The sequence below is a fragment of the Pseudomonas sp. PS01270 genome, assembly GCF_029959775.1.
In the GTDB taxonomy this organism is placed as follows: Bacteria; Pseudomonadota; Gammaproteobacteria; order Pseudomonadales; family Pseudomonadaceae; genus Aquipseudomonas; species Aquipseudomonas atacamensis.
Window position 1 is genome coordinate 11,762 of the sequence record NZ_JASCPT010000049.1, and the last position, 26,872, is coordinate 38,633.

Here is a 26,872-nt window from a genome sequence, read left to right on the forward strand (position 1 = left end):
AAGGCCGGGCGATCAACCCACCCGCGCCATGCAATGTTCGATCAACGCTTCAAGCTCGCGCTGGTAATCGCTCATCAGCGCATCCATGGTGCCGGCGCGGTAACGCTGGCTGCTGTAGATGCAGCGCAACGCCAGTTGCCCGTCATAGACCTGGCCGACGATTTCCAGCCAGTTGCCCAGGTTCGCCTTGAGGCTGTAGTTGTCGCCGGTCTCTTCCAGTGCCGGCACCAGCAACGCCTGTTCATCGAAGCTCTGGTCGAACTGCCCGAGGTAATTGAACGTCACCCGTGCCTGCGGCAATCCGGCCAGTTGCGCCGAAATGTCCGGCCCGGCCAGATGACGCAACACGCCGTAGCCGATGCCCTTCTGCGGTACGCCCGCCAGTTGCGCCTGCACATCGATGATCGACTGGCCGATGTCGTCGCTGTCCGGGCGTAAACGCACCGGGAACATGCTGGTGAACCAGCCGAGGCTGCGGCTCAGGTCGATCGATTCGAAGAGGTCTTCGCGACCGTGACCTTCAAGCAGAATCAGCGCCGACGGTTGCTGACTCCAGCGGCACAGGGCGCGGCTGAGCGCCGACAGCAGCAAGTCGTTGATCTGCGTGCCGTACACCGCCGGGGCCTGTTTGAGCAGTTGTTCGGTGTGCTCGCGGGAAAGCTTGAGCCGTGCCTGCGCCTGTTGCCGCACAAGGTTCTTGCCGCGCGGGTTGTCGCATGTCAGATCAACGCCCGGTTGATCCAGTTGCTCCAGCCAATAGTTCAATTCCTGCTCGGCAATCACCGGCGCCTGCGCCTGCAACGCTTCGGCAAACGAACGGTAACTGCTGGTACGAATCGGCAGCTGCGGTGGCTGCCCCTGTACGCACGCCTCATAAGCGACTTTCAGGTCGTCGAGCAGAATCCGCCACGACACGGTGTCGACCACCAGGTGATGAATCACCACCAGCAACCGCGCCTGGCCATCCGGCAAGGCCACATGCATGACCCGCCAGACCGGCCCGTCATCGAGTTTGAGGCTGCGCTGCGCGAGGTTGGCCAAGGCTTCGACCTCTTCGCTGCTTTGCGCTTCGCGGCGCCACAGCACAGCCTCGTCGGAGGCGCTGCTGCTATAGCGCTGCAACCAGCGCCCGCCGTCGTTGGAAAAACGCAGGCGCAGCGAATCGTGATGTTGTTCGATCAAGCCCAGTGCCTGTTCCAGTGCATCGAGATCCAGCGGTTGACGTGCGCTGAGCAGCAACGACTGGTTGTAGTGATGCGCCTCGGCCATGCCTTCGGCGAAGAACCATTGCTGGATCGGCAGCAGATTGAACGCGCCCTCTGCGGCAACCTGAGTCAGGTCCGGCAGCGCTTGCCCGGCGCCCTCCTTCGCCACTTGCTGCTCGAGAATGCCGGCGATGGTCTGATAGCGCATCAGATCGCGCAGCTTCAGCTCCATCTGCAGCGTCGGGTGGTTTCTCACCCGCGAGATCACTTGCAGGCTGAGGATCGAATCGCCGCCCAGTTCAAAGAAATTATCGCTGATACCGACCTGCTCGACCTGCAACACCTGCGCCCAGATTTCCGCCAGCAGGCGCTCCTGCTCGGTGCGCGGGGCAACATATTCGTCGCTTTTGAACTCCGGCTCCGGCAGTGCCTTGCGATCAAGTTTGCCGTTGGGCGTGACCGGGAATGCGCTGAGGCAGACGATCTGCGCCGGCACCATGTATTCCGGCAGCGAAGCACGCAGCCCGGCCTTGAGTTCATCGCCGATATCATCACCCGTGGCGGTGACCACATAACCGATCAGTTGCTTGCCGGAGGCATTGTCGCGGGCAATCACCAGCGCATCGCTGACCGCCGGCAACTGACGCAGGCTGGCCTCGACTTCGCCCAGCTCGATGCGGAAGCCACGCACCTTGACCTGATGGTCGATGCGCCCGACGTAATCGACCACGCCGTCCGCGCGACGGCGCACCAGATCACCGCTGCGATACAGGCGCTCGCCGGGCACAAACGGGTTGGGCACGAAGCGTTCGCCGGTCAGATCGGGGCGGCCGTAGTAACCGCGAGCGACGCCGTAACCGCCGATGTACAACTCACCGGCAAAACCCGGCGGCAGCGGATTCAGATCGTCGTCGAGCACGTACAGCGAACGCGCACCGACCGCGCGGCCAATCGGCGCGTATGCCGCTTCGCACTGCTGGCTGATGGCGACTTTCCAGAGCATCGGCGTGACCACGGTTTCGGTCGGGCCGTAGCCGTTGGTGAAGAACTGCGGACGCAGCGCGGCTTTGACCTGTTCGAAGGTCTGCTCCGGCACCGCATCGCCACCGAAGCAGTAGATGCGCACTGGCGGTGGTGCGATGCCACTGGCGGCGGCGTACTCGGCGAGTTGTTTGAGATAGGCCGGCGGGAAGCAGGCGATGGTCACGCCGTAATCGTGCAGGGCCTGATAGGTCTGCTCCGGCGTCCACAGACAACCGTCGCGGATCACCAGACGACCGCCGCTGTACAAGGTACTCAGCCAGCGTTCGTGAGCGCCGTCGAAAGCGAACGACATGAAGTGCAACTCGCAACTGCTCGCGTCCATTTCGTACAGCTCGGCGATCGCCTGGCAATGCATGCTCAGCGGTCCCTGCGTCACGGCCACGCCTTTCGGCCGCCCGGTGGAACCGGAGGTGTAAACCAGATAGGCCAGGCTCTGCTCGTGAACATCGCAGACCGGGGCAGCATCGCTGTAAAGACTGCGATCGAGTTGATCGATTTCCAGACGCCGCACGCCTTGTGGTGCAGGCAACGTCGCGCGCAGGCTGGTTTGCGTCAGCAGCAGGGCCATGCGCGAATCTTCGATCATGTACGCCAAGCGCTCGGGCGGATAATCGATGTCCAGCGGCACGTACGCCGCACCGCTCTTGAGCACGGCGAGGAAACTCACCAGCATTTCCAGCGAGCGCGGCAACGCCACGCCGATCACCACTTCCGGACCGGCACCGTGGGCGATCAGGCACTGCGCGAGTCGATTGGCCTGCCGCTCCAGCTCTGCGTAGGTCAGGCTTTCGCCGGCGCATTGCACCGCGATCGCGTCGGGCTGCTGTTGCGCATGACGGCTGATCAACTCCGGCAACAGGCGAGGCTCATGGCGGTGCGCCGGCTCCGCGCTCCAGGCCTGCGCCGCTTGCCATTGCTCGGCGGACAGACGCTGCAAATTGCCCAGTCGCTCATACGGCGCGGCCATCATCGCCGCGAGGGTGTTTTCCAGGGTCAGGCGAATGCCTTGCACCGCCTCGGCGCTGAAGTGGCTGCGCAGGTACAGGTACTCGATCGACAATTCATCGCCGAGCATCACCGCAAGGTCCATCGGCACGTTGGTCACGCCATGGCCGATGGATTTGCCGAAGGTCAGCTCGGTGTCGGTTTCTTCCTGCAAGCGCTCGTCGATCGGGAAGTTCTCGAACACCACGATGCTGTCGAACAGCGCCTGCCCACCGAGGTTCGACCAGCGCTGCACATCGGCCAGCGGCGCCTGGGAGTAATCGCGAATGTCTAGGTTGTAGGCCTGCACTTCACCCAGCCAGTCGGCCAGACGCTGATCGGCCTGTGGGGTCTGAATGATCGGCAAGGTGTTGATGAACAGGCCGAGCATGTTGCCGACGTTCGGCAGACTTTCCGGACGCCCCGACACGGTGGCGCCAAAGGTCACCGTCTGCTGGCCGGTATAACGCTGCAACAGCAGCAGCCACGCACCTTGAATCAGTGTGTTGGGGGTGATGCGCAAGTCGCGGCAGAACTCCAGCAGACGCGCGGTCTGCGCTTTGTCCCAGTTCGAATAGAGCGCATCGTGACCAGTAACGTCGGCACTATGACGCGGGTGCATCGCCTGACTCAGCGCGGTCGGTTCGTTGACCACCGCCAGACGCGCCTTCCAGAACAGCTCCTGGGCATCCTGATCCTGCGCCTGCAACCAGGCGATGAAGTCGCGATAGCGGCCGTTTTCGCCAGTCACCTCGCCCGTGGAGTAGTACTGCAAGACCTCGCCGAACAGCCGCGAACTGCTCCAGCCGTCCATCAGAATGTGGTGGCTGGTCCAGATCATCTGGTACTGCTCGTCGCCCAGCTGCAGCAGGGTCACCCGCTGCAAACGCGCTTCAGCCAAGTCGAAGCCCAGCGCGCGATCAGCGCTGGCGAACTCGGCAATCGCCGCCTCGCTGCAGTCCTGCCCACGCCAATCGAGCACCTGCATCTGCAGCGGCGCATGGCGATGGACGACCTGCAGCGGTTTGGCCAGGCCGTCCTGCCAATGGAAACTGGTGCGCAGGATCGCCTGACGCACAATGATGAATTCCCAGGCCCGACGGAAACGCTCAACGTCGAGGCCCTTGATCGGCAGGCTGACCTGTTGCACGTAAAGGCTGCTGCCGTTATCCGACAGGGTGTGGAAGAGCATGCCTTCCTGCATCGGCGACAGCGGATAGACGTCTTCGATCAGCTCCGCCGGCACCGGCAAGGCATCGAGCTGCGCCTGATCCAGTTGCGCCAACGGGTAGTCGGCGGCGCTGGCGGATTGCGCGTCTGCAAGCGAAACCACTGCGGCCAGTTTCTGCACCGTCTGCTGCTGGAACAGGTCTTTGGGCGTGAAGCAAATGCCCTGCTGCCGCGCGCGGCTGACCAGTTGAATCGAGATGATCGAATCACCGCCGAGGGCGAAGAAATTGTCGGTCACGCCGACCTGCTCGATCTTCAGAATGTCCTGCCAGACCTCGGCCAACTGCTGCTCCAGCGGCGTCGACGGCGCGACATAATCGCGTTGCGCCTGGCTGGCATCCGGTGCCGGCAAGGCTTTGCGATCGAGTTTGCCGTTGGGTGTCAGCGGCAATTGTTCGAGGAACAGCCACTGCGCCGGCACCATGTAGTCCGGCAGATGCGCCTTGAGCGCGGCTTGCAACTCAGCACTCAGCGCGTCCAGTTGCGCGGGGCTTTGATCGGCCTCGGCCGGTACCACATAAGCCAGTAGTTGCTGGCAGCCGACGCCGTCCACCGCCAGCACCACGCCTTCGCGCACGCTGGCCTGGGCCAGCAGACGCGCTTCGATTTCACCCAGTTCAATACGGAAGCCACGCACCTTGACCTGATGGTCGATGCGGCCGACGTATTCGATACGGCCGTCGTCCATGAAACGCGTCAGGTCGCCGGTGCGGTACATACGCTCGCCGTTGCTCGCCAACGGGTTGGGCACGAAACGTTCGGCAGTCAGGCCCGGGCGCAACAGATAGCCACGGGTGATGCCCTCACCGGCCAGATACAGCTCCGCTGCGATGCCGACCGGCGCTTGCTGCAATTGCTCATCGAGCAGGTACGCAGTGGTATTGCGCAAAGGCCGGCCGATATGGGCCTGGCCACCGAGTTCGCGACGGGTCCAGGTCGAATACGTGGTGTCTTCGGAAGGCCCGTACAGATCATAAACGTGGGCGACCGAAGTTTCGCGGTACAAGGTGTCGACCAGCGCCTGCTTGAGCGGCTCGCCGGCCAGATTGATGATGCGCACGCCCGACGGGATCTGGCCGATGCGTTGCAACGCGGCAATTGCCGACGGCACGGTGTTGATCAGGCGCACCTGATCACGCTCGGGCAAGTCCGCCAGCTCCAGAGCATTGCGTGCCATGACCATGGATCCGCCGCGCGCCAGGGTGACGAAAATCTCCCACACCGACAGGTCGAAGCACACCGACGTCGAGGCCAGCACGCCTTGCAGATCGTCCTCGCTGTAGACCTCGGCGGACCACTGGATCAGCGCCTGCACGTTGCGATGGGCGATGGCCACGCCTTTCGGTTTGCCGGTGGAACCGGAGGTGTAGATCACGTAGGCCAGATTGGCCGAGTCGGCGCGCGCCGGCAGGTTGTCCGGCGCTTGCGCGGCGAACGCCTCGCCGCCGGCCTCGACCAGCACCACGTGGGCTTCGCTGGGCGGCAGTTGCGCCAGCAAGGCTTGCTGGGTCAGCAGGACTTTCGCCTGGCTGTCGTCGAGCATGTAGGCCACGCGGTCGGCCGGGTAGTCCGGGTCCAGCGGCACGTAGGTGCCGCCGGCCTTGAGCACCGCCATCAGGGCGATCACCAGTTCCGCCGAACGCGGCAGTGCCACGCCGACGCGCACTTCGGCGCTGACACCCAGCGTCACCAAATGCCGGGCCAACTGGTTTGCGCGCCGGTTCAGTTCGCCATAGCTCAGGGCCACGCCGGCATGACTCAACGCCAGTGCCTGCGGATGTGCTGCGACCCGTGCTTCAAAGCTCTGCGAAATCAATCGCTCGGCCGGATAAGCCGCGTGATTGTCGTTCCACTGCGCCAGCGTCTGCCGTTCGGCCAGCGGCAGCAGACCGATCTCGCCAAGTGCCCGTTGCGGCGCTGCGATAAATTGCTTGAGCACTTCACGCAAATGCGCCGCCAGAGCAAGCACGCTGCGTTCGGCAAAGTGTTCGGTGAGGTAGTTGAAATCGAGGTTGAGCACTTCGCTGGCGCCGGCAATCAGGGTCAGACCGTAGTTGGTCTGCTCGCGATGCTCCAGACCGGAAAAACGCAGCCCGCCCGGATTGGCCTCCAGCGCTTCGGACACCGGGTAGTTCTCGAACACCAGCAAAGTGTCGAACAGCGCTTCGCCACTCAATGCGGCCAGACGCTGAATGTCCTGCAACGGCGTCTGCTCGTAATCGCGCAACAGCAGGTTCTTGTCCTGCACGCTGCGCACCCAGTCACCGACGCTGAGGCTGGCCTGCGGGCTGGCGATCACCGGCAGAGTGTTGATGAACAGCCCCAGTTGCTCCTCGATGCCCGGCAAATCCACCGGACGCCCGGATACCGTAGCGCCAAACGCCACCGTGGCCTGCCCGGTGTAGCGCTGCAACACCAGCAGCCACGCGGCCTGCACCAGGCTGTTGAGGGTCACCTGTTGCTGACGGGAGAAGGCGTTCAGACGCTGGGTCAACGCTTCGTCGAAATGCAGACGATGCATCTGTTTGCCCGGCCCCGGCACGGTGCGTCCGTGGCAGGCCGAGGCCAGTCGGGTCGGCTCGTCGAGTTCGGCCAGTTGCCCGCGCCAGAATTCCTGCGCCCCAGCCTTGTCCTGGCCCTGCAGCCAGACCAGAAAATCGCGATAGCGACCCTGCGCGCTCGGCACCGACTGGCCGGCGTAATCCTGCAGCACCTCGCCGAACATCCGCGAGTTGCTCCAACCATCCATGAGGATGTGGTGACAAGTGAAAATCAGTCGATGGCGATCGTCGGCAGTGCGCAGCAGGCACAGGCGCAACAGCGGCGGATTCTGCAGATCGAAGCCGCGTTCGCGGTCGGCCTGCGCCCGTGCTTCAAGCACTGCTGGCAGATCAGCGGCATCGCGCACATCGACTTCCGGCATTTCCAGGGTCAGTTGGCGATTGATCACCTGCAACGGCGCGTCGAGGCCATCGCGGCCCCAGATGAAACCGGCGCGCAGCACTTCATGGCGATCGACCACCCGCTGCCAGGCTTGCTGAAACCGCGCGACGTCGAGGCCGTCGATGTCCAGCAGCATCTGATAGACGTAGGCGCTGGGGTCGGCGTCGTACAGGCTGTGGAACAGAATGCCCTGCTGCATCGGCGCCAGCGGATAAATGTCCTCGATGCGCTGGGCGGCAATCGGCAGGCTGTCCAGATGCGCCTGGGACAAACCGGCCAGCGGCACATCGGACGGCGTGAGGCCGCCCGCATGGCTGAGGCAGTGGTCGATCAATTCGTTCAGTGCCACTTCGTAGGCGCGGGCCAGCGCGGCAATGGTCGCTTCTTCGAAGACGTCGCTGCTGTAGGTCCAGGTCAGGCTCAACTGGCCCTGATAAACCCGGCCATCGATGGTCAGCCAGTTGGCCATCGGCGCGTTTGCGTCCTGACCGGCGCCCTTGTCCTCGGTGGCCGGCCGCCACAAGGCGTCTTCATCGAAGTTGTTATCGAACTGGCCGAGGTAGTTGAACGTCACCTGCGGTTGCGCAAGTTCACGCAGCGCCGCTTGTGCGTCGGCGGTGCCGAGATAACGCAGCAAGCCATAGCCGATGCCCTTGTTGGGGATCGCGCGCAGTTGCTCCTTGATGCCTTTGATCGAGCTTTCCAGGCTGGCGTTTGGCGTCAGGCGTACCGGGAACATGCTGGTGAACCAGCCCACGGTGCGGCTCAGGTCGATGTCATCGAAGAGGTCTTCGCGGCCATGGCCTTCGAGCTGCACCAGCGCACTGTCGCTAGCGGTCCACTCGCAGAGCACCCGCGCCAGTGCGGTCAGCAGCAGGTCGTTGACTTGAGTGCGGTAGACCGCCGGAGCCTGTTGCAGCAGCTGGCGAGTGCGTTCGGCGTCCAGCCGCGTGTCGACGCTGCGTTCGAAGCGGTTGTTCAACTGGCCCTGCGGATTATCCAGCGGCAAACCGAGCGGAACGTCGCGCAACTGTTCGCGCCAGTAGCTCAGTTCGCTGCCCAGCGCCGCGCTTCGCGCATGTTCTTGCAGGCGCAAACCCCAGTCCTTGAACGCGCTGGTCTTGGCTGGCAGATGCACGCGCTGTCCGCCGCTGATCTGCTGATAAGCGCTTTGCAGATCTTCGAGCAGGATTCGCCACGACACGCCATCGACCACCAGGTGATGAGTTACCAGCAGCAGACGCTGACTGGCGTCCGGCAAATCGATCAGCGCCGCGCGGATCAGCGGGCCGTTGTGCAGGTCGAGGCTGCGTTGCAGGCCCAGGCACAGCGCTGGCAATGCCGCGCTGTCGTCCAGCGTGAAAGTGCGTAACAACGCTTGTGGCTGATCCGCCGCGCCGTGGCTTTGCTGCCAGCCCTGCTCGGTTTGGCGATAGCGCAGACGCAAGGCGTCATGCTGTTTTTGCACCTGCGCCAGGGCCTGTTGCAGCGCAGTGGCTTGCAGGGTTTTCGCCGGGGTCAGCAGGATCGACTGGTTCCAGTGATGCCGCGCCGGGATGTCGCTGTGGAAGAAATACTGCTGGATCGGCGTCAGCGGCGCGTCGCCAAGCACTTCGCCCTGCTCCGTCTGCACGGCGTCGCTCTGCTGCGCGACGGTGGCCAGACGCTGCACGGTCTGATGCTGAAAAATGTCCTTGGGCGTAAAGCGAATGCCGGCCTGCCGCGCGCGGCTGACCACTTGAATCGAAATGATCGAATCGCCGCCCAGCTCGAAGAAATTATCGTGGAGGCCGACCCGTTCGACCTTGAGCACGTCCTGCCAGATCTCCGCCAGACGCTGTTCCAGTTCGCTGCGCGGCGCCGCGTAGGCTTCTTGCACCTGCGCAACATCCGGCTGCGGCAGTTGTTTGCGATCGAGCTTGCCGTTGGCGGTCAGCGGCAGCCGGTCGAGGAACGCCCAACTGACCGGAACCATGTAATCCGGCAGGGTTTCGCGCAGGTGCGCCTTGATCGAATCACGCAGCGCGCCCTGCTCGTCCGCGTCCAGCATCTCGTTGGGTACGACCCAGGTCGCCAGTTGCTGACCGCTGAGACCGTCCACCGCCAGCACCACCGCTTCGCGCACCTGTGGATGCTTGAGCAGTTGCGCTTCGATTTCGCCGAGCTCGATGCGGAAACCACGGATCTTCACTTGGTGGTCGATACGACCGATGTACTCGATCACCCCGTCGCCGCGCAGCCGTGCGAGGTCGCCGGTACGGTACAGACGCTGGCCGGCCTCGCGGTTGAACGGGTCCGGCACGAAGCGGGTGGCGGTCATACCGGCCTGATTCAGATAACCACGAGCGAGACCGGCGCCAGCGATGTACAACTCACCGATGCAGCCTTGCGGCACCAGGTTGAGCGAGCTGTCGAGCAAGTACCACGACAGGTCGACAATCGGCGCGCCAATCGGGCTGCTGTGATTGCTCTGCAGATCCGCCAGCGACAATGGCCGGTAAGTCACGTGCACGGTGGTTTCGGTGATGCCGTACATGTTGATCAGCGTCGGCGTGCGGTCGCCAAAACGCTCAAACCACGGACGCAGATTCTGTACTTCCAAAGCCTCGCCGCCGAACACCACATAACGCAGGGCGTTGCTGCGCGGGGATTCACAGGCGACCTGCATCAACGGCTTGAATGCCGACGGCGTCTGGTTCAACACCGTGACGTTTTCATCGCACAGCAGCGTGTACAAATCCTCCGGCGAACGGCTGACATCGTGCGGCACCACCACCAGTTTGCCGCCGTACAACAGCGCGCCGAAAATCTCCCACACCGAAAAGTCGAACGCGTAGGAATGGAACAGCGTCCAGCTGTCCTGCGCGCCGAACTCGAACCAGTGCGCGGTAGCGCTGAACAGGCGCATCACGTTGCCGTGCGGCAGCAACGCGCCCTTGGGTTTGCCGGTGGAACCGGAGGTGTAGATGACGTAGGCCAGATTGTCCGGCGTGGTCAGGCATGGCGGGTTGCTTGCGATGCCGTGTTCCGGCGCCTGATTCAGATCGAGGCAGATCAGCCCCGGCGGCAGCGGCAATTGCCCGAGCAAATGCCCCTGGGTCAACAGCAAGTGAATGCCGCTGTCGTCGATCATGTAGCTCAAACGGTCATCCGGGTAGCTCGGGTCCAGCGGCACATAGGCGCCGCCGGCTTTCAGCACCGCGAGAATGGCGACGATCATGTCCAGCGAACGCTCCACCGCAACGCCGACGCGCACGTCCGGGCCGACGCCCTGCTCGATCAGTGTATGCGCCCACAGGTTGGCGCGGTGATTGAGCTCGGCGTAAGTCAGGCGTTGCCCGGCACAGCTCACCGCCACCGCATCGGCATGCCGCTCGGCCTGGAGCTCGATGGCTTGCTGGATGCACTGGGTCAGCGGTTGTTCAATCAGCGGCGGATTCCATTGCGCCAACAGCTGTTGCTGCTGGCCTGCATCGAGCATTGGCAACTGGCCGATACGCTGGCTCGGCTCGGCGGCGATCGCTTGCAACAACGCGGTCCAGTGCTGCGCCAGGCGCTCGATGGTCGCTGCGTCGAACAGGTCAGTGGCGTACTTGAGCACCGCTTCGATGCCATGGGCCTGTTCGGTGGTGTTGAGGGTCAGGTCGAATTGCGCGGTCTGGCTCTGCCATTCCAGCGGTTCGATGTTCAGGCCGTTCAGGCGCGTGGCGACGCTCGCACGGCGCTCGGCCTGGTGGTTGAACATCACCTGGAACAGCGGACTGTGGCTGAGGCTGCGGCCCGGTTCCAGCGCTTCGACCAGTTGCTCGAAGGGCAAGTCCTGATGCGCCTGCGCCTCCTGCGCCGTCTGTTTGACCTGACGCAGCAGTTCGATAAACGGCAGCTCTGCGTCGATGTCCGCCTTGAGCACCTGGGTGTTGACGAAGAAGCCGATCAGGCGCTCGATTTCCACCCGGCCACGGTTGGCCACCGGCACGCCGACACGGATGTCGCTTTGCCCGCTGTAGCGATGCAGCAAGGCCTGAAACGAAGCCAGCAGCAACACGAACAGGGTGACGTTTTCCTGCCGGGCAAAGGCCTTGAGGGCATGGCTCAGCGCCGGATCAAGAATCAGGTTATGGCTGGCGCCGGCAAAGCTTTGATCGACCGCGCGCGGGCGATCCAGCGGCAGTTCCAGCACCGGTTGTTCGCCGCCGAGCTTTTCCTGCCAGTAGGCCAGTTGGCGCTCCTGCTCACCGGCCTCCATCCACTGGCGCTGCCACAAGGCGTAATCGGCATATTGAATTGGCAGGGCCGGCAGACCGGCGTCGTGACCGAGGTTGAAACCGGCATAGAGCTGCACCAGTTCCTCGATCATCACTTGCAGCGACCAGCCATCGGAAACGATGTGGTGCAGGGTCAGCACCAGCACATGCTCAGCGGGGCTGACCTGCAGCAGCGGGGCCCGCAGCAACGGGCCGCGCTGCAGATCGAAAGTCTTCTGGCTCTGGGTCTGAACGAAAGCCTCGATCGAGTGCTCCGGGTCATTCGCCAGATCAGCGCTCAGGTGATGAATATCGAGGGTAAAAGGTCCTGCGGGCAGGACCACTTGCAAAGGTTGCGCGCTGTCTTGAGAGAACACCGTGCGCAAGGTTTCGTGGCGTTCGATCAGCGCCGCGATGCTGCGCTCCAGTGCCGGCACATCCAGCGGCCCTTGCAAGCGCAGGGCCGTCGGAATGTTGTAGGCCGCGCTGTGCGGTGCCCACTGCCAGAGGAACCACTGGCGCTGCTGAGCGTAGGACAGCAGCAACGGCTCTTCAGCCGTGCGCTTGAAAACCGGGGCAATGTCAAAGAGGTTGACGCCTTTCTGCTTGAGCAGAACCGCCAGAGCCTTTCTTTGCTTAGCCGAAAGTTGTCCTACCGACTCGATTAACTCTTGCACGCGTTTTTCCCTCTCAAGAAATCAGTTTTTCCAGATCATCGAGGGATAGACGTTTGAGGGCCTCCAGTGATTTAGCCAATTCATCCTGAACGGGCGACATTTCGACGCGCAGCGCTTCGATCCGCACGCAGAAATCCTTGAGCGTGTCGGTCTCGAACAACGCCTTGAGCGGCACCTTGTCGCCCAGACGTTCCTGCACCCGGGTCACCACCAGCGTCGCCAGTAACGAATGGCCGCCGAGCTGGAAGAAGTTGTCCGCCAGCCCTACCCGCTCGACTTCCAGCACCTCCTGCCAGATCGTCGCGACCTCCCATTGCAGATCGCTTTGCGGTGCATGGTATTGCTCCTGCGTCGGGCTCTCGCCCAACGCCATCAGCGCCTTGCGATCGAGCTTGCCATTGGGCGTGAGCGGGATCGCGTCGATCAGGTGCAGATGCCCCGGCACCATGTGCGCCGGCAAGCGACTGGCCAAGGCATTGCGCACCCGCTCGGCCAGCGTCGACCGCTCGCTGTCCGGCGCGGCGACGAGGTAGGCATGCAGGTGTTTGCCAGCGGTGCCGTCCTGCGCCAGTACCACCGCTTCGCCGATATCGTCGAGTTCCAGCAGGCGTGCTTCGATCTCGCTGAGTTCGATGCGGAAACCGCGAATCTTCACCTGATGGTCGGCGCGACCGATGTACTCGATGTTGCCATCGTCGCCCTGGCGCACCAGATCGCCGGTGCGGTACAGGCGCTCGCCGTTGCTCGCGTAAGGATTCGGCACAAAGCGTTCGGCGGTCAGCGCGGCGCGGCGCAGATAGCCGCGCGTCACCCCGGCACCCGCCAGGTACAGCTCGGCCGCCACGCCCTCGGGCAGCACCTGCAACTGACTGTCGAGCAGGTGCGCCACGGTGTTGTCCAGTGGCCGGCCAATGTTCGCCCGGCCCTGCGGCGTGCGCAGGGTGAAGGTTGAATAAGTGGTGTCCTCCGACGGCCCGTAAAGATCGTAGACCTGCTGCACCTGAGTGCTGGCGTAGAGGCTGTCGACCAGACTCTGCTTGAGCGGTTCGCCGGCCAGATTGATCGTGCCGACCGAAGCCGGAATCTGTCCCGCCCGTTGCAACGCGGCAATCGCCGACGGCACAGTGTTGATCAGGGTGACCTGATCGCGCGCCGGCAAATCCGCCAGCGCCAGAGCGTTGTCGGCCAGCACCAGGCAGCCACCGCAGGCCAGCGTGACAAAGATTTCCCACACCGACAGGTCGAAGCAGATCGACGTCGAAGCGAGCACGCCGCGCAATTGTTCTTCGCGATAGACACCCGCTGACCACTGAATCAGCGCCGACAGATTGCCGTGGCTGATCGCTACGCCTTTCGGTTTGCCGGTGGAACCGGAGGTGTAGATCACGTACGCCAGATTGTCTGCCGCGAGATTAACCAGTGGCGCAGTGGCCGGGTATTCGCTGGCGACGTTCTCGTCCACCAGCAGCACCTGCGCACTCAAGGTTTCGGGCAGCATCGCCAAGGCCGCTGGCTCAGTGAGCAGCACCGCCGCGTGGCTGTCGTCGAGCATGTGCAGCAAGCGTTCCTGCGGGTAATCCGGGTCCAGCGGTACGTAGGCGCCACCGGCCTTGAGGATCGCCAGCAAGCCGACCAGCATGTCCGGCGTGCGGCGCATGCACACGCCGACGCGCACTTCCGGCCCGACGCCCATGCCTTGCAGCTTGTGCGCCAGACGATTGGCCCGGGTATCGAGGTCTTGGTAAGCGATGGACTGCTCAGCGAACAGCACCGCGTTCGCCTGTGGCTGTCGCTGCACCTGCGCGGCGATGTGCGCCAGCACTGTGCGTTGATCCGGCATGGTAACCGGCGCCTTGCCCCACTCGATCGCTTGTTGCCGTTGTGGCTCGGCGAGCAGTTGCAGCGCGCCCAGCGGCTGTGTGGCGTCGGCGAGGAACTGCTCGAGCAGGCCTTGCAGCTGCGCACTCAACGCGCGGATCGCTTGAGCGTCGAAGCTGGCCTGATCGAAACTCACGCCCAGACTCAGCTCGCGGCCGGTGACCGCCACCAGCGTCAGCGGATAGTTGGTCTGCTCCTGACGGCGGATTGCCGAGAACTTCAGCCCCGTCTGCGGTCCCTGCGCCAGCGCTTCGGCCATCGGATAGTTCTCGAACACCAGAATGCTGTCGAACAACGCGCCGGCACCCGCCCCGGCCCAGCGCTGAATGTCATACAGCGGCGTGTGTTCGTGCTCGCGCAAGGCCAGGTTGAGGTCTTGCACCTGTTGCAGCCATTGGCTGACGCCGATCTCCGGCGATGGCGCCGCCACCACCGGCAGGGTGTTGATGAACAGACCGATCTGCTGCTCGACGCCCGGCAAATCGGTTGGCCGTCCGGCGACCGTCGCGCCGAACGCCACGTGATCCTGGCCCGTATAACGCTGCAACAGCAGCAGCCACGCCGCTTGTACCAGCGTGTTAAGGGTGACTTTCTGCTCGCGGGCGAAGCGGTTCAGTTCGGCGGTCAGCGGTTCGCTGAACACATGCTCGTGATCGGCATAGCCGCTGGCCGCGTGCCTGACCGGCATGGCACTGGCCAGTCGCGTCGGCTGTTCAAGGTCCGCCAGCGCCGCACTCCAGAACTGTCGACTGGCCTGCTGATCACGCTGGCCGAGCCATTCGATGTAATCGCGATAACGCCCCTGCCCTGCGCTCGGCGTGATGCCGGCGTAACGTTGCAGCACTTCGCCGAACAACTGCGAAGTGCTCCAGCCGTCCATGAGGATGTGATGGCAGGTGTAGATCAGGTGATGAGTGTGCTCATCGATGCGCACCAACGTCACGCGCAACAGCGGTGCGTCGAGCAGATCGAAGCCACGTTGCAAATCTTCAGCGGCAAGATGATCAAGCGCTGAATCCAGGCCAGCGCTACCGCGCCAGTCCTGCACTTGCCACGGCATCTGCACGCGGCTGCGCACCACTTGCACCGGCGCGGCGGCATCCTGCGGCCAGACGAACGCCGTGCGCAAAATATCGTGAGCATCGACGGTCTGCTGCCAGGCCTGGCGGAAGCGCTCGGCGTCGAGCTGCTCGACGTCGACGCGCAGCTGAGTGGTGTAGGCCGGGCTGTCCGGCTCGTTGCGGCTGTGGAACAGAATGCCTTGCTGCATCGGCGACAGCGGGTACAGATCGACGATGTCACGCGGCGCCATCGGCAATGCCGACAGCTGCGCCTGGGTCAGGTTGGCGAGGTTGAAATCCGAAGGAGTCACGCCACCTGCCCCGCTCGCGCAGCAATGTTCGATCAGGCGTTGCAGTTCGCGGCGATAGGCCTCGGCCAACGCCTCGATGGTCTCGGCGCGGTACATGCCGCTGCCGAAGGTCCAGGTCAGTTCCAGCTCACCGCCGAGAACCTGTCCGTCGACGCTCAGCCAATTGCCCAGCGGCGCTTGCCCATCCTGATTGGCGCCGGTGCTGTCAGCGCTTGGCAGGAACAACGCGCCTTGCTCGGCACTGAACGCGCCGTCGAACTGACCGAGGTAATTGAAGGTCACCCGTGGTTGCGCCAGCGTCTGCAACTCGGCTGCACGCGTGAGGTAACGCAGCACGCCATAACCGATGCCTTTGCCCGGCACGGCGCGCAGTTGCTCCTTGATCGCGCACAGCGACGCAGCGGGATTGGCCTGCGGAGTCAGGCGCACCGGGAACAGGCTGCTGAACCAGCCGACCGTGCGGCTCAGGTCGATGTCGTCGAACAGGTCTTCACGACCATGGCCTTCGAGCTGGATCAACACCGACGGCTGCTCGCTCCAGTCACACAGCACCCGCGCCAATGCAGTCAGCAACAGGTCGTTGATCTGCGTGCGGTACGCCGCCGGGGCGACTTTCAGCAGCTTGTCGGTCAATGTCTGGCTCAGGCGCGTACTGGCGCGAGCGGCCTGGGCGCGGGTCTGGCTGTCCACGGCGAAATCTTGTGGCAGTGCCGCGTCTTCCGCCGCCAGGGTCTGGCGCCAATAATCGCGTTCGCCGGCAAGCGCTTTACTCTGCGCATAACGATGCAACTGCTCGGCCCAGTTGTGCAACGAACTGCTCTGGCTTGGCAACATCGGCGCCGTCCCCGCCGCCAATGCCTGGTAAGCCTGCTGCAAGTCCTCCAGCAGAATGCGCCACGACACGCCGTCGACCACCAAGTGATGGATGACCAGCAACAAGCGCTGCTCGGCATTCGGCAGAGTGACCAGCACCGCGCGCAGCAACTGCCCGCGGTGCAGATCGAGGCTGCGCTGCGCCGCGTCGGCCACGGCCGGCAAGGCATCGAGACTGTCCAGTTCGCATAGCCAAAGCAGTTCGGCATCGCGCTGAGCCTGCGGCAACGCCTGCCAGCTATCGCCCGACTGCACAAAGCTCAAGGCCAAGGCCTCGTGCTGTTCGACCAACGTCGCCAGCGCCTTGCGCAAATGCACGGCGTCCAGCGCCAGGGTCGGTTGCAGCATCACCGCCTGGTTCCAGTGCTGGCGCTGAGCAATCGGCGTGTCGAAGAAACGCACCTGAATCGGCAGCAACGGCAACGGCCCGCGAGCCACTGGTGCAGCGACGGCAACCGGTTTGGCTTCGATCACTTTGGCGACGGTAGCCAATTGGCCAATGGTCTGTTTTTCGAACAACTGCTTGGGGCTGAGCTTGATGCCCTGGCGCTTGGCCCGGGCGATGATCTGCAAGCTGAGGATCGAGTCGCCACCCAGTTCAAAGAAGTTATCGCTGCTGCCGACTGTTTCGAGCTTGAGCACCTCGGCCCAGATCGCGGCGAGTTTTTCCTCGATCTCACCGACCGGCGCGACGAACTGCTGGCTGACCACGCCGGGTACTGGCAAGGCACGCTTGTCGAGTTTGCCGTTGGCAGTCAGCGGCAGCTTTTCCAGCAACAGCAACTGCGCCGGCACCATGTAATCCGGCAGCCGCGCCTGCAATTGTTCGCGCAGATCCTGCGCCTGCACCTTCGCGCCCACTGCCGGCACGCACCACGCCAATAGTTGCAGGCGCGCCGGATCGTCATCCAGTGACAGCGCGAGCACGGCGGCTTCGCTGACACCGTCGAGACTGAGCAACACCCGCGCGACTTCCGCAGGCTCCACACGGTAGCCGCGCACTTTGACCTGATCGTCGGCACGACCGATGAACTCCAGCGCCTGTTCGCGATTGCGCCGGACCCGGTCGCCACTGCGGTACACCCGCGCGCCGCGGTTCCCAAACGGATCAGGCAGGAAACGCTCAGCGGTGAGCCCCGGCTGATTCAGGTAGCCAAGGGCAACGCTATCGCCGCCGATGTACAACTCACCGGCAACCTGATCGGCCACCGGGTTGAGCACATCGTCGAGCACATAGACATGGGCACCGGCCAACGCCGTGCCGACCGGAACACTGCGCGCTTGCGCGGCAAGCACTTCGACCTCATGGGTCAGCACGCCCACGGTGGTTTCGCTCGGCCCGTAGTGGTTGATCAGGCGGCAGCCCGGCTTCAGTTGCTGCACGCGCTCGACCAGTGCCGGCGAACAGGCTTCGCCGCCGACGATCAGTGCGTGTTCCGGCAGCACATCGGCAGGCTTGGCCGCCTGCAACAGCGCGGCGAGATGCCCGGGGACGATCTTCAGCACGCCAACGCGATGGCAGGCCATGTATTCGGCAAAGCGGTCCGGGTCGAAACCGAGTTCCTCCGGCAGCACATGCAGCAGTCGGCCCGAGCACAACGCACCGAACAGCACGGTGAAGCCAAGGTCAGCGGCGATGGTCGAGACCAGCGCCATGCTCGCCTCCGGCGCCGGCGCCAGACGCTCGAGTACGCCGCGCACATAACTGCCCAACGCGCCGTGGCTGACCAGCACGCCCTTCGGTTGCCCGGTGGAACCGGAGGTGTGAATCACGTAGGCCGGCGACTGCGCATACAGCGTCAGTTCAGGCGCGGACGTCGGCAGCGAGTGCCATTGCCCCGGTGCAAACTCCAGACCCTGACAGCCCTCAGCCGCCAGTTCGCTGAGCCGTGCGTCGCCTTCAGCACCGATCAGCGCCCGCGCCTGGGCAGCACCGAGCATCTGTTGCAGGCGCGCGCTTGGCGCCTTGACGTCGAGCGGCATGTACACCGCGCCAGCCTTGAGAATCGCCAACAGGCAAGTCAGCCAGTCCAGCGAACGTTCCAGCAGCACCGCCACCGGGTCGCCGACATCGACGCCCTGCGCACGCAAATAATGGGCGAGACGATTGGCCTCCTCATCCAGCGCCTGGAAAGTCACCGTTTGCTTGAGATCCCGAGCGGCCAGCGCCTGCGGCTGCCGCGCCACTTCACGCGCCCAGTGTTGCAACACCGTTAACGCCGGTTCGCGTTGGCTGGCAAGCGCAGCAGGCCGTGGCGTCGCTACCATGTGCAATGGCGCCTGCGGCGAGTTGAGCAACTGGGTAAACAGATCCAGCAACATCGGTACAAAACCGGCGACCGTTTCCGCCCGGTAGAGATCGCTGGCGTAGGTCATCTGGCCGTGGATCAGCGCACCGTCGTCGGTGATGTCCAGGGCCAGATCGAAGTGCGTGCCGTCCTTGGCCAGCGGATATTCGCTGACGGTCAGGCCGGGCAAGGCCATCGAGCGTTGTTTTTGCATGCCGACGTTCTGGTTGAACTTGGCCTGGAACAGCGGGTTGTGGCCCAGGGTGCGTTCGGCGACCAATTCGTCAACGAGTTGCTCGAACGGCAATTCCTGATGCGCCTGCGCGCCGAACGCCGCTTCACGCACCTGCGCCAGCAAATCGGCGAAACTGCCGCGCTCATCGACCTGGCAGCGCAGCACCTGAGTGTTGACGAAGAAACCGATCAGCCCCTCGACTTCGGCGCGGCCACGGTTGGCATTCGGCACGCCGACACGAATGTCGCGCTCGCCGGCCAGACGCGAAAGGAACAGCGAGAACCCGGCCAGCACCAGCATGAACAGGCTGATGCCCTGGCTGCGCGCGAAGGCATTGAGCTGCTGCGAAAGGTCAGCACCGAAATCGAAACTCAGGGTCTGTCCTGCAAAGCTTTGCGTCAGCGGTCGGGCAAAGTCCGCTGCCACTTCCAGCAGCGGATGTTCGTCGCCCAATTGCTGACGCCAGTAGTCGAGCTGGCGTTCGCCCTCGCCGGCCTCCAGCCAGCGCCGCTGCCAGATCGCATAGTCGGCGTATTGCAACGGCAGTGCTGGCAATTGCGGCTCGCGCTGCAAGCTGAACGCCTGATAGCACTGCACGAATTCCTTGACCATGACGTCCATCGACCAGCCATCGGAGACGATGTGATGCATGCTCACCACCAGCACGAATTCATCGTCGGCCAAGGCAAACAGGCTGGCGCGCAGCAACGGGCCGTGGCGCAGATCGAACGGTTGCGCGGTGACGTCTTGCACGTGTTGCGCGAGCAGTTCTTCGCGCTCTTGCGCGGCGGTGCCAGTCAGATCGAAGCGTGCCAGCGCAATACTTTGTTGCTCGAGAATCAGCTGATGCGCTTGATCACCGTCGGTGTTAAACACCGTGCGCAACACTTCATGACGCGCCAGCAGATGATCGAACGAGCGGCTCAGGGCCAACTCATCCAGCCGGCCTTTCAGACGCAAGCCAGCGGCCATGTTGTACGCGGCGCTTTGCGGTTCCAGTTGCCACAGGAACAGCAGACGCTGCTGCGCAAACGACAGGGGAATCTGCGCACAGTCGTGGCGGCTGACCGGCAGCGGCAACAGGCTGAAATCCTTGCCCTCCTCGCGCAATTTGGCCAGAAACAGCCGACGCTGTTCCAGCGGCAGGCCGACGAACCTTTTTGCAATACGTTCCGCCATCGTGCCGCTCATACTTCTTCTCCTTGCAAAGCATTCATGAACTGATCCATGTCGGACCAGTCGTCGTCGCCGCTCACCTCGGCCAGTTGCCCGAGCACCTCGGCCAGATCCGCCAGCAGCGGTTTTTCGAACAGGCTGCGCAGCGGCAGCACCACGCCCATCTGCTCCTTGACCCGCGCAATCACCTGCGCGGCCAGCAACGAATGGCCGCCCAGTTCAAAAAAATGATCGTCCAGGCCCACACGCGGCACGTGCAGCACCTCGGCCCAGACTTGCGCCAGACACTGCTCGGCCGGCGATTGCGGGGCGCGGTAATCGCCCTGCAACTGCGCCGGATCCGGCGTCGGCAAGGCCTTGCGGTCGAGCTTGCCACTCGGCGTCAGCGGCAGGTCCGCCAGCAACAGCAGATGCCCCGGCACCATGTAATCCGGCAGGCTGGCTTGCAGCGCCGCGCGGGTCTGCTGACGGAACGCCGTTTGCGTTGCCGCGCTGGCAAGCACCGCAGGTTCTGTCACCACGTAAGCGACCAGTTGCGCACCGCCGGCGAATGGCACCGCCAGCACCACTGCCTCGCGAACGCGCGGACATTGCTGCAGGCGCGATTCGATCTCGCCCAGTTCGATGCGGAAGCCGCGAATCTTCACTTGATGATCGATCCGGCCGACATATTCCAGCGCGCCATCGCCGCGCAGCCGCGCACGGTCGCCGGTGCGGTACAGGCGCTGGCCATCGGCGAAAGGGTCGGCGATGAACCGCTCGGCGCTGAGGCTCGGCTGACGGTGATAACCGCGCGCCAGCCCCGGTCCACCGATGTACAACTCGCCCACCGCGCCTTGCGGCAGCAGGTTCAGATCATCGTCGAGCACGTACAGACGCCGCGCTGCCAGTCCGTGGCCGATCGGCATGCCGCGCCACGACACGTCCTGCGCGGTCACCGCGGTGCAGTCATGAATCGTCGAGACCACCGTGGCCTCGGTCGGGCCGTAGGTGTTGAGCAGGCGCACATGGCCGAGCCCGGCCTGTTGCCACAAGCGCAAACCGTCCACCGCCATGGCTTCGCCGCCAACGTGAATCTGCCGCAGTGCGCCGAAACTGGCCGGCGGTTTCGCCGCGTATTCCTGCACCAGCCAATACCAATAAGCCGCCGGCAGGTCGGCCAGAGTGATGCCCTGATCGACGATGACCTGATGCAGCGTCGCGCTGTCCCACAGCGGCGCATCGCGCATGACCACGCTGGCGCCATGGCACAGCGGCGGGAAAAACTGCTCGACGAAACCGTCGAAACTGCTGGTGGCAAATTGCAGAACACGGTCGCCTTCGCGCAGACCGCTGTAGTCGATGGCGCGGGCGACGAACTCGCTCAGCGCGCCATGACTGACCGCCACGCCTTTCGGCCGCCCGGTGGAGCCAGAGGTGTAGATCACGTAAGCGAGGTTGTCGGCTTCGACCGTGATCGAGGGATTGTCGCTCTGCCCGCTGGCGGGCAATTGCTCCAGACACAGGCACTCGATGCCATCCAGTGGCGGCAGCTTGGCGAGGCTTTGCTGATCACTGAGCAACAGTTGCAAACCACTGTCAGCGAGCACATGGCGCAAGCGTTCGGCCGGGGTTTGCGGATCCAGCGGCACATAGGCACCGCCAGCCTTGAGCACCGCCAGCAGCGCTACCGCCAATTCCAGAGAGCGCCCCAGCGCGACACCGACCAGCACGTCCGGGCCGACACCCTGTGCGCGCAGCTGATGGGCCAAGCGATTGCTGCGGCTGTTGAGTTCGTCGTAGCTGAATGCCGGCGCAGGCGCCGTGGCCAACAGCACCGCCGGCGCTTGCCCAGTGCGTGCGACTTGCGCTTCGAACAGGCTTTGCACGCTGGTAAACCGAGGCACGGGTGCAGTCGCTTGTATCAGCGCTTGCCGTTCGCTGTCGGCGAGCATCGTCACTTCGCCGATCAACTGCTGCGGATCACGGCACACCGACTGGAGAATGTTGCGCCAATGCCCAGCCAGCGCGGCAATGGTTGCGGCATCAAAAATATCCGTGGCGTAAGTGAAGGCAGCAAACAGTTGCTCGCCCTCCTCGCGGGTGTCGAGCATCAGGTCACTGGTGGCCGCATGTTGCCGGCCGCTGCCGGCCAGTTGCTCCTCGCTCAGATAGCCCACGCGCAAGCCTGAAGCGAGTTGCGCCTGATGCAAATCGGTAACCAGCGGCTGGTGGTTGAACATCACTTGAAACAGCGGATTGTGGCTTTGGCTGCGCGCCGGTTGCAGGGCTTCGATCAAGGCGTCGAACGGCAGATCCTGATGGGCCTGGGCGCCAAGGGCGGCCTGGCGCAGGTTCTGCAGCAACTCGGCGAATGGCGTTTGTGCGGTGACCACGCTGCGCAGAATCTGGGTGTTGACGAAGAAACCGATCAACCCTTCGGTTTCACTGCGGGTGCGGTTGGCAATGAGCCCGCCGACACGAATATCGGTCTGGCCGCTGTAGCGATGCAACAGGGTCTTGAACGCTGCCAGCAACACCACGAACAAGGTCACGCCCTGACGCTGGGCAAGATTTTTCAGTTCTTCGCGCAGGGCAGCGTCGATCACTGTTTCCAGGCGTGCGCCTTGATGGCTGGCTTGCGCCGGATAAGCGCGGTCGGTGGGCAATTCCAGCACGGGATGTTCGTCGCCCAGTTGCGTGCGCCAGTAGTCCAGTTGCCGCTCGCGCTCACCGGCCTCCAGCCAGCTGCGCTGCCACAGCGCATAGTCGCGGTAATGCACGGTCAAGGGCGCCAGCGTCGGTTCACGCCCGGCGACCAACGCGTCGTAAGTGCGCATGAATTCGTCGATCAGAATGTTCATCGACCAGCCGTCGGCGATGATGTGATGCAGGGTCAGCAGCAGCACGTGTTCCTGCGCGGCCAGGCGCAACAGCCGCAGACTCAGCAGCGGGCCGTTCTGCAGGTCGAAGGCCTGGGTCGCCTCGGCCATCATGTGCTGCTGAGCCAGCGGCCAGCGCTTGGCTTGGGGCAACTCGCTCAGGTCAGTCACGGGTAGTTTCAGTTGCTTAGGTTCGGCCACACGCTGGAAGGCCCGCTCGCCGTCTTGGCCGAAGGTGGTGCGCAAACATTCGTGGCGCGCCGCCAGACGGCTGAAGGCCTGCTCCAGTGCCTCGACTTGCAATTCACCATCCAGACGCACAGCCATCGGCAGGTTGTAGGCGGCGCTGGTCGGCTCCAGTTGCCAGAGAAACCACATGCGCTGCTGCGCGTAAGACAGGCCGTCACGCTCGGCGATGCCGTCGCAGGCGGTCATGGGCAACTGCGCAAAATCGATGCCCTCGCGGGCCATGCCGGCGAGGAACAGACGGCGTTTGTCCTGGGGCAATTCGATAAAGCGGCGGGCTAGTTTCTGTGCGTCTGCGGCATTCATGCGTGGAGTCCTTGCTGATCGGCGGCGTGACCTGGAGACCCGGTCGTATCAACAAGAACGAATGGCCCGCGCAATGATTTAGCGCGCCAGCGGCAATCACGGCCCGACAGTACGAAGGCCAGACAGACAAATGCCGAAGCCGGTACAGGCCCGGATTCGGCATTTGAGTTGAAGGGTTGCGAACAGGTCAGCGCACGTCCTGCGAATGCCCCTCGGCCATGGCCACGATGACTTTGCGCAACCCTTCGAACGGTGAGCGCGCGTGAGCCGAGAGCATGTTGTCGAGCATCAGTACATCGCCCTCCTGCCAGGGGAAACTGATCGCACAGTCGTCGAGCACCGCGCGAATCTGCGCCAGCACTTCGTCTTCGATCGGCGAGCCGTCGCCGTAGTAGACATTACGTGGCAGGTCTTCTTCGTCGACGATGTCGAGCAAGCTTTCGCGCACGTCCGCTGGCAGGTTGGAGATGTGAAACAGGTGCGCCTGATTGAACCAGACGTGGTCGCCGGTCACCGGGTGCACCGCCACCGCCTGACAGGTCTGCCGCGTGCGCAGCTCACCGTCGTCCTTCCATTCGCAGACAATGCCGTGGGCCTTGCAGTAGGCCTCGACGACTTCACGGTCTTCGGTGTTGAACACGTCTTCCCACGCCACGTCGAGGCCATTGCCGAAGTTGCGTACATACATCAGGCCTTTACTGACGAAACGCTCGCGGATCGCCACGGGGATGCGCCGGTAGACTTCGCGGCTGTCGGCAATCGGCGTCTCGCCGCCGGACCTGGCGGCGATCATGCTGTAGAACCAGATCTTCATCGGCCAGTCGCGGGAATAGGCCTGTTCGTTGTGCAGCGGAATGCTCTGGTGCGACGGGTATTCGGTGGAGGTGTACACGCCTTGGGTGACGTTGGTACGCGGCGTCGAGCCGAACTCGTAGTTGAGCAATGGATGGCCGAAACTCGCGGCAAACTGGCGGAACTGCTCGGCGCCATCGAGGCGAAAACCGCGAAACAGCACGCCACCGTCGCGCAGCAAATGCTCGTCGACCAAGGCCTTCAATTCATCGAATACCGCCAACAGATCGGTGTCGGCATCGCCCGCCTCGACCAACAGCGGCAAACGTCCGCGCTGCGGCAGCAACGGCCGCACGGAAAACCCCAGAGCAACAGCCATGACTGGCCTCCTGAAAATGATAGATGAGGCGCGTCTCAGAACGCCGGTTGCGGCGCCTGTGCAAGGCGTCGGTGATGCACTTCCAGATGGGTCTTGATCGTGCGAATGACCCGCGCTTCATGTTCATGAATGAAGAAATGCCCGCCGGTCATCATGTCCACCGAGAAACTGCCCAGGGTCTCTTTGCTCCAGCCGATCAGCTGTTCGGTGGTGGCGCGGTCTTCCTTGCCACCGAGCACGTGCACCGGGCAATTGAGCAGGGGCCGCTCGGCAGGCGTAAAGCGGCCGCACATCATGAAATCGGCGCGCAGCACCGGCAGGGTCAGGCTCATCAATTCCTCATTGGCGAGGATTTCTTCGCTGGTGCCCTGAAAGGTGCGCAACTGTTCGATGAGCTCTGCATCGCTGCGCGGTTCGGCAAAGCCGCGGTCGTAATCGCTACGCATGGACGGTGCGGCGGTGCCGGAGGCGAACAGCGCCAGCGGCTCCGGCACACCCGACTCGCGAAAGGCATGGGCCAGTTCGCAGGCGAGCAACGCACCGAGGCTATGCCCGAACAACGCATACGGGCCTTGCAGCCCCGCTTTGTGCTCGCGCGCCAATTGTCGCGCCAGTGCACGCATGTCGGTCTGCAGCGGTTCATCGAACCGCGTGCCACGCCCCGGCAGTTCCACCGGTTGCAATTGCAGCCACGTCGGCAGTTGGCGCCGCCAGCGGCTGTAAACCATGGCGCTGGCGCCCGAGTAGGGCAGGCACAGCAATGTCAGCTTGGTCACCGCGCTTTCCTTGAAAAATGTGTCTGCAAGAAAGACGGATCACTGGCCGGACAAATTAGTCGCCCGGCCGCTAAATTCCCCCGCCAGCCGCTCGTTGCCTGTTCAGGAAAAAAACAACAATCGCGAGGGAATCACCGTGGACCTGCAGAGCATTCTGGGCAAGTTGTTCGCCAACGCCGGCGCGGTCGGCATCGAGGGGGTTTTCCAGTTCATTTTCAGCGCGCAGCAGGCGTACTGGTACGACATCAAGTTCAGCCGGCGCACGGAAGCCGGGCGCCACCCCAGCCCGGACGTGACCATCGAAGTCGCGGAAAAGGACTTTTTGGGGATCATGGCCGGCGTGGTCAACGTCGAGGAACTGTTCGCCAGCGGGCGCCTGAAGATCGGCGGCAACATGGGCCTGGCGACAATGCTGCCGCAGATCATCGACCACGCCCGCCAGGGTGGCGGCACGGTGGCAAAGGTCGACATGAACAAGCGCTACCCGACGCCACCGCGCTTCAGCGAAAAGCTCACTACCGCGCTGCCTCGCCAGACCAGCGTCGAACGTCGTGCGCGCGCCGAATTGTCTCGGCACGAATTCGAAACCCGTTATCTGCCCAACGGCATTCCGCTGGTGATCAGCAATGCCCTGCACGACTGGCCGTTGTTCAGCCTGAGCCGTGAGGAATCGCTGGTGCATTTTGCTGAACTGCAGGGCATCACCCGCCACGGCGATTACGTGAAGAAGACCTTTTCCACCGAGCGTGATTTCCGCTCGACCTCGATGGCCGAGTTCATCGCCTCGCTGGACAGCCCGGCAGTCAAAGGCGCCGACGGCGAGCCGCCGGCGTACATGGGCAACAACATCCTGCCCGCGCAATTGCTGCAGCAGATCCAGTATCCGCCCTACTTCGACACGTCGTTGTTCATTCCGCCACGTATCTGGATCGGCCCCAAGGGCACGCTGACGCCGTTGCACCGCGATGACACCGACAATCTCTTCGCGCAGGTCTGGGGGCAGAAAAAATTTACCCTTGCCGCGCCTCATCACCGCGAGGCACTGGGCACTTGGTCGACCGCGCCCAAGGGAGGTCTGGATGGCTGCGATTTCAACCCGGACGCGCCGGACTATGAACGTTTCCCGGCAGCGCGGGAGGTGACGTTTTTGCGGGTGACACTGGAGGCTGGGGATCTGCTGTTTTTGCCAGAGGGCTGGTTCCATCAGGTGGAGTCGGTGTCGACTTCGCTGTCAGTCAACTTCTGGGTCGACTCAGGACGAGGCTGGTAACACCGCAAAATAACTGTGGGAGCGAGCCTGCTCGCGAAGGCGGTGTGTCAGTAAATATCTTCATACCTGATACAACGCATTCGCGAGCAGGCG

At 63.5% G+C, this 26,872-nt stretch carries 6 protein-coding genes; 1 reads left to right on the top strand and 5 read right to left on the bottom strand.

Going from position 1 to position 26,872, the window contains the following annotated elements; all coding sequences use genetic code 11:
• Nucleotides 1–12 precede the first annotated feature (12 nt).
• From QMX86_RS15260 to QMX86_RS15280, 5 genes are all read right to left on the bottom strand, one after another.
• Nucleotides 13–12,327, bottom strand: coding sequence for a non-ribosomal peptide synthase/polyketide synthase (locus tag QMX86_RS15260; RefSeq protein ID WP_282390399.1), 12,315 nt, complete (start codon nucleotides 12,325–12,327; stop codon nucleotides 13–15).
• Nucleotides 12,328–12,340: 13 nt separating this feature from the next.
• A complete protein-coding gene (locus QMX86_RS15265) occupies nucleotides 12,341–20,164 on the bottom strand; it encodes a non-ribosomal peptide synthetase (RefSeq protein ID WP_282390400.1) in 7,824 nt (2,607 codons plus the stop codon).
• Nucleotides 20,161–23,562: an amino acid adenylation domain-containing protein gene (locus QMX86_RS15270; protein WP_282386123.1), complete on the bottom strand. Its 3,402-nt coding sequence runs from the start codon at nucleotides 23,560–23,562 to the stop codon at nucleotides 20,161–20,163. Before QMX86_RS15270 ends, QMX86_RS15265 begins: the two co-directional genes overlap by 4 nt.
• A gap of 187 nt (nucleotides 23,563–23,749) precedes the next feature.
• Complete coding sequence (locus QMX86_RS15275) at nucleotides 23,750–24,733, bottom strand: TauD/TfdA family dioxygenase (protein WP_282386121.1); 984 nt, start codon at nucleotides 24,731–24,733, stop codon at nucleotides 23,750–23,752.
• A 35-nt stretch (nucleotides 24,734–24,768) separates the two neighbouring features.
• The gene (locus tag QMX86_RS15280; RefSeq protein WP_282386119.1) at nucleotides 24,769–25,509 is read right to left on the bottom strand and encodes an alpha/beta fold hydrolase; all 741 of its coding nucleotides are present in this window, start codon (nucleotides 25,507–25,509) and stop codon (nucleotides 24,769–24,771) included.
• 136 nt (nucleotides 25,510–25,645) lie between these two features.
• Here QMX86_RS15280 and QMX86_RS15285 point away from each other — a divergent pair, with 136 nt between their 5' ends.
• Entirely contained in the window at nucleotides 25,646–26,779 is a 1,134-nt protein-coding gene (locus QMX86_RS15285) for a cupin-like domain-containing protein (protein WP_282386116.1), read from the top strand.
• Nucleotides 26,780–26,872 lie beyond the last annotated feature (93 nt).

Bases quoted from the DNA above. Each gene is read 5' to 3' on its own strand.
- QMX86_RS15265 (WP_282390400.1), bottom strand. From the start codon at position 20,164: ATGAGCGGCACGATGGCGGAACGTATTGCAAAAAGGTTCGTCGGCCTG.
- QMX86_RS15270 (WP_282386123.1), bottom strand. From the start codon at position 23,562: ATGAATGCCGCAGACGCACAGAAACTAGCCCGCCGCTTTATCGAATTG.
- QMX86_RS15275 (WP_282386121.1), bottom strand. From the start codon at position 24,733: ATGGCTGTTGCTCTGGGGTTTTCCGTGCGGCCGTTGCTGCCGCAGCGC.